4 protein-coding genes and 2 pseudogenes are annotated in these 4,908 nt (G+C 59.9%); 3 read left to right on the plus strand and 3 right to left on the minus strand.

The annotated features are described in order from the left end of the window. The first annotated feature begins 782 nt into the window (after positions 1-782). Together ACXX9E_RS29295 and ACXX9E_RS29300 are read left to right on the plus strand one after the other, a co-directional pair. On the plus strand, positions 783-971 hold the full coding sequence (locus ACXX9E_RS29295; RefSeq protein WP_458556712.1) for a hypothetical protein: 189 nt from the start codon (positions 783-785) through the stop codon (positions 969-971). A 471-nt stretch (positions 972-1,442) separates the two neighbouring features. Further along, on the plus strand, positions 1,443-1,571 hold the full coding sequence (locus tag ACXX9E_RS29300; protein WP_458556713.1) for a hypothetical protein: 129 nt from the start codon (positions 1,443-1,445) through the stop codon (positions 1,569-1,571). A 205-nt stretch (positions 1,572-1,776) separates the two neighbouring features. Here ACXX9E_RS29300 and ACXX9E_RS29305 read toward each other — a convergent pair whose 3' ends face one another. The 3 genes and pseudogenes from ACXX9E_RS29305 to bamD form a co-directional block, all read right to left on the minus strand. After that, positions 1,777-2,244, minus strand: coding sequence for a hypothetical protein (locus ACXX9E_RS29305; RefSeq protein WP_458556714.1), 468 nt, complete (start codon positions 2,242-2,244; stop codon positions 1,777-1,779). A gap of 169 nt (positions 2,245-2,413) precedes the next feature. Continuing rightward, positions 2,414-2,707: a hypothetical protein gene (locus tag ACXX9E_RS29310; RefSeq protein WP_458556715.1), complete on the minus strand. Its 294-nt coding sequence runs from the start codon at positions 2,705-2,707 to the stop codon at positions 2,414-2,416. Positions 2,708-3,140: 433 nt separating this feature from the next. After that, a pseudogene (bamD, locus tag ACXX9E_RS29315) lies at positions 3,141-4,133 on the minus strand (outer membrane protein assembly factor BamD). 189 nt (positions 4,134-4,322) lie between these two features. On the opposite strand from bamD, the pseudogene ACXX9E_RS29320 reads away from it, so the two are divergent. Further along, positions 4,323-4,908: pseudogene (locus tag ACXX9E_RS29320) on the plus strand (RluD family protein); the annotation flags it as partial.

The raw sequence follows: 4,908 nt of genomic DNA on the forward strand, positions 1-4,908 counted from the left end.
GAACCCAAGTACCCTTGGCCTAGGCCGAACGGTAAACTGGACTTTGACATTTCTGAATACCTATAATGGAGACTCATAATTCTAAATAATAATCACGAGAAAACGGTGAGAAATGGGAAGAAATGGACGGCAGAGTCTGGAAATCCTTGAAGAAAATGACTTTTCCGACCTTGAAGTACGTAACTATCAAATTTGATGGGCATTAATCCGAGAAGATCTTTAATTACTGTGAAAATTTGATCAAGGCTCCTTTTTTGTCGGAGAATGATCAAAAAAATTGGCAATTTAAAAAATCTCAAATCAAAATCAAAATCAAGGTGCTGACGAAGGCATTCTGTCTTGGATCTTAACGGAGCAGACGTATGTATGAGTAGACGACAAAACAAAGACGTATTGAAGGTTATTTGGTGGACCTAGACCGTATCTGCAACGAAAGTGTTCGGCAGCTGATTTTCGGCGTCCAGATCCTTGTGGTGGCGAGAACAACGACATCGACGATGTTCTGGATGGGTGCACCACGCTGCGCACGGCTTTCTCTAATCGCTGCAGTTTCACTGCATGGACAGCGGCAGGTTCGTCGACTTCATCGAGAAGCAATGCGCCGCTGTGAAGCGCCTGGAGCAGTTCGGTCTGTCCGACCGCATGAACTGTTCGCGGCGACCGAAGATCAACACTTCATCAGTTTCGAGGAATGGCTGGAGTTCAACAGTCCTACGAAGGGGTCGCTGCGTGGGGCTTGTCGCGATCAGTCGCGCCATCAGCCTCCTTGCCGCTGCTCTGGAATGCCTGCTGATGTACTGGCGCCTGGCGTGCGGGCGAGTTCGTCGATCCGTTCGGCGAAGATCGCGCATGGGCGACGAACGCCGAGCAAGCGCCGGCTTAATCGAGGTGCAGATGCCGACGGCGACCGCACGGCCAAGGCGGCGCTGATCGAGTTCACCAAGGGCGGCGAAGGTCTCGATCGCTTCTGACCAGAAAGTCAAGCTCAACCTTCAGCGAGACGATTGCGGTTTCGAGGCTGCCGATACGCCGTGATCATTGCGACCGCCGCCTATAACGTTGCTGAACGTGTCGTACGAGATCAGGCCGCGCCATTCGGCAGGCGCATGTCGCAGGCACAGGTCGAAGGGCTGCGTTACAGGGCCTGGGCTTCGCCGAGATTCACGCGCCGAAGGTGTCGAGTTCGACCCCCGTCCCAGGGCGACTTCCAGGTCGGCGATACTCCGGCTGTCGTCGACGATGAGGACTTCTGCCGTGGCCGCGTCGAACTTCGTTCCGTCCGACGAGAAAGGCGACGAAGTAGCCGCCGCTGCGCGCGATGGAAACCTAGGCGCGCTTGATCGCTTTCGCAGAGCCACGGACAGCAAGTCGAAGGCTGGGCGCCGGTGACTGGTGGTGAAGATGTCGATACGTGCTGTTGATCGAGCGTGATGCTGGGGCCGTTGTCCCAACTTCGAGCAGCGCCAGTGGCTGTCGGGGTCGACGAACAGGCCAGCGAGACCTTGACCTGTTCCGGCGAGCAGGCGCCGCGGCGCGAGCCGTTGCGCAAGATCGTCGAGAATTTGCGCTGAGCTGGTTCGGAACCGATCAGGTGGAAGTCTCCGAACGATCCGCAAGTGAACTGCTGGACCGACCAGCTGGCTGCTGCGGCCTTCCGGCAACGAGTCTTCCAGCTGATGGTCGAGAATCGAAGGCGTTGCGGGCCAACTGCTGCGAGCGGGAGATCAGGGTTTCGAGTGACCGGTTCAGCGCGCTGGAAGTGGTTGAAGAACTGCGTCAGACGGCGATCTGCACCATCGAGCTCTGGAATTGCCGAGAGCGGCGCGGGATGACTGATGGTGCCGAGCGGATCGCGGATTCGTGGAAGATGCCGCGGGTCAGGCGGCCGAGGGGCTGGGCCAGTTCGACCGGTCTGGCCGCCGGCGATTTGCGCGAGGTCTTCGAGAAGATGTAGGGCTCCGTGGAAGTTCGGGCCCTGGTCCAGGCGACGAAGTGGCTGGAGTTCGAGGCCGTTGCCGGGACTTCAGGTTCTGCGGCGAGGGTCGGGTCGAGTTCATCACAATTGCAGGCGATCGACCAGTGCCGCGAATAGTCGTTGATCAGATGCCCTTGAAGATGGGATCGCGCGAGCAGGATCTGTGGCTGCTGTGGTTGGCGAACGGACCGGCGCGCTCCGTCGAGATGAAGAACGCTGGGCGCGCATGCGTCGAGGATCAGCGCATCGTAGCGCTTCGAGACGATCACTTCGCTGGCGCGGCGTTCGCCAGGGTCTTCATGATGGTCAACGTCATCAATCTCGCACCAGCAGCGAGGCGAAGACAGCGACGAGGGTGCTGCTGCAGGATCGATGGCGCCAGGGATGGCCTGCGCCGAGAAGGGCTCGAGGCCGAGAATGCGAGCCGAACGGCGGCGATCAGCAGGCGATACGCTGACAAGGTATTACGATCGTGATCGAAACGATCACAAGATCGCCGAGGGCACGACGATGCCGCTGGCCGCGTAGAAAGCGCAGAACAACAGCATGTCGACCAGCGCGAGCGTGAACAGCTGAGTCGGGGTGCGGCGTCTTCAAGAACACGACCAACAGAATGTTGAGCACCAGACAGCGAAAGCCGCTGAACAGTAGATCGTTGTTGGCCGAGGTCAGCAGGCGGTTGTCCATGTCGTGGAAGATCAACAGCACCAGGGTGACGCCGACGTCAACCAAAGAAGACGGCAGAGGCGAGGCGCTCGCCCTGCTCCCGCGTGGCGGAACCGGCGGCTGGAAAGCGACGACACCGGGAGCCTGGGCCTCGCTCGAGGTGAGCCGGCCGCAAGGACCACTGTCGTCGAAGGTCAGCGACTATGCGTGCAGGTGAACGCCGCAATGGCGCAGCGCACCATCGGCGTGCGGTGTTACCGTCGCGAAGGATCGCGGACGGACGGATCGGACGCGGCGGCGCGCCTCGCTACGTGACAACCAACAGCAACGAGGCGACAATTTACGGCAATCGAGACAATAAACCAAGCATGATGAGCGAACTTTTCCACCGACGATCCGGCAGTCCAGCCAAGGGACTGAGTATGCCACAACTCATCGAAGTGCGGCCATGGAAAAGGGAAAACATCTGAAGATTCTCCTCTCCGCTGATCGCCTGCATTCAGTCCAACAGGCCGAACGTCATGTAGCTGAACGACGAACGGTCGGAACTGTCCTGCACTTCGCGTGGCTCTTCGATCACGTCGCTGTTTTCGTCTTCGCCGAGCTCGTTCGGGATCGGCTTCGTGTCCTGGAACTGCTTCTGGACGTCCTGGTTGGCGCGGTGTTCGCCCGGCGGCAGCGGTGGACGCGACTCCATCAGATCGAGAATGCCTTGCTCAGGGTCGACGAATGTCTTGGTTGGCCACCTGATGGACGCAATCTACGATCCTGTAGGTCGGGTGGGTTCGGGAAGTTGAGCTTCAGGGTTTCCAGGCCGCCAGCGGCTGAGGTCGTCCAGGTGCACGTCTATAGCTCGACGATCACTGCCAGGCCGTCGCCGACCGATGGGGCTTCCTGGAAGTCTTCCACCACGTAATGGTCGATGATCGGCAGCCGGTGAGCATAAGCCTGATGAGTCAGGTAGAGCGAGCCACGTGGCACTTCGTAGGCAGCCAGCAGGTTGCGCAGCAGATTCATGCGCCGCTGGCGTCTGGCGTGCAGCGAGCCGTCCGGTAGCGGTGGTCAACTGGGCGAACTCGTTGTACGAGTCGCGAGCGGCGCCGGGTCACGCTGGTCATGTCCAGCGGCAGGAAGCGCGCCAGCAGGCGCATGACCTGGTCGAACGAGGTCAGGCCGAGGTAGAACAGCAGGCGTAGTCCATGTTCGGGGTGCTGGGTGTAGAATGAACGCTCGGCGGGCGGACTTGGCAGCTTCTGCTTGAAGCTCTTCATAGTTGGCATAGATCAGCTTCAGCTGCGCCTGTTCGCGCAGCGACGAACGGCATAGCGCGATCCAGAGCCTTCAGCTCTGGCTGTGGCGCTGGTGCAGCTATTATTGTCCAGGTCGAAGTCTCCCAGCCGATACAGCTCGGCTTCGCTTAGGTCTCCGTCACGACTTCTCTTCCCGATGAGCAAGCAGCGGCGAACGCGAGGATGGGGATCAGCAGCAGCAGGTTCCACCTGGACGGCGGCTTGCGTCCCTATCGACGGCCGCTGTCTTGGGCGGGGCTGTCTGGAGTCACGACGAACGCCCCAGTTCAAGCCTGGAAAAGACGCCGGCATCAAACCACAAGCGCGGAGCCGAAACCAAGGTCGGCCGACGCCGACGAAGTACGTCCCACAAAAATGAACTTCGCGCAGAGGTGCGTCCGAATCCGGGCGGCGAACGCCTCGATCAGTTGCTGCCGAACTCTTCGCTGAGCACTGACGCTCGCGCCTTCCGCCTGGATCAAGAAGGTCGCCTGACTGTGGACGGGTGGTCTATCCGCCACGCGACATGGTGCATGGCGGTGCCATCCTTGAACCGACCGCCGAGCAGGAAGCCGAGGGCGAGTGGATCGCCGAGGACATCGAGCTCGAAGATCGCCATGAAGATGCACGACATCCGGCGATCAACAAGCCTGCGGGCCTGGTGGTGCACCCGGCTGCTGGTCACGCCGATGACACCTCTGCCAATGCCTCGCTGCACGACGTGCCGGACATCATCAATGTCCCGCGCGCCGGTATCGCGGATCCGACCGAGAAGGACATCATCGGTCCGATGGTGGGCGGCGAAGACCATTCAGGAGAAAGCCTGGTTGCACAATTGCAGAGCTGAGCGTCAGCCGCATTTACGAGTGCATCGTGATCGGCGTGGTGATGGTGTGGGTATCAATGCACCGGATCGGTCGCCACGGCGAACAGCGTCAGCGCATGGGCGGTGATGGGGGAAGGCGGCAAGCGGCCAGA

It is taken from the genome of Pseudomonas sp. GNP014 (assembly GCF_054344005.1).

Coding starts and splice junctions, on each gene's coding strand:
- ACXX9E_RS29295 (WP_458556712.1), top strand. CDS start 783: ATGCCTGCTGATGTACTGGCGCCTGGCGTGCGGGCGAGTTCGTCGATC.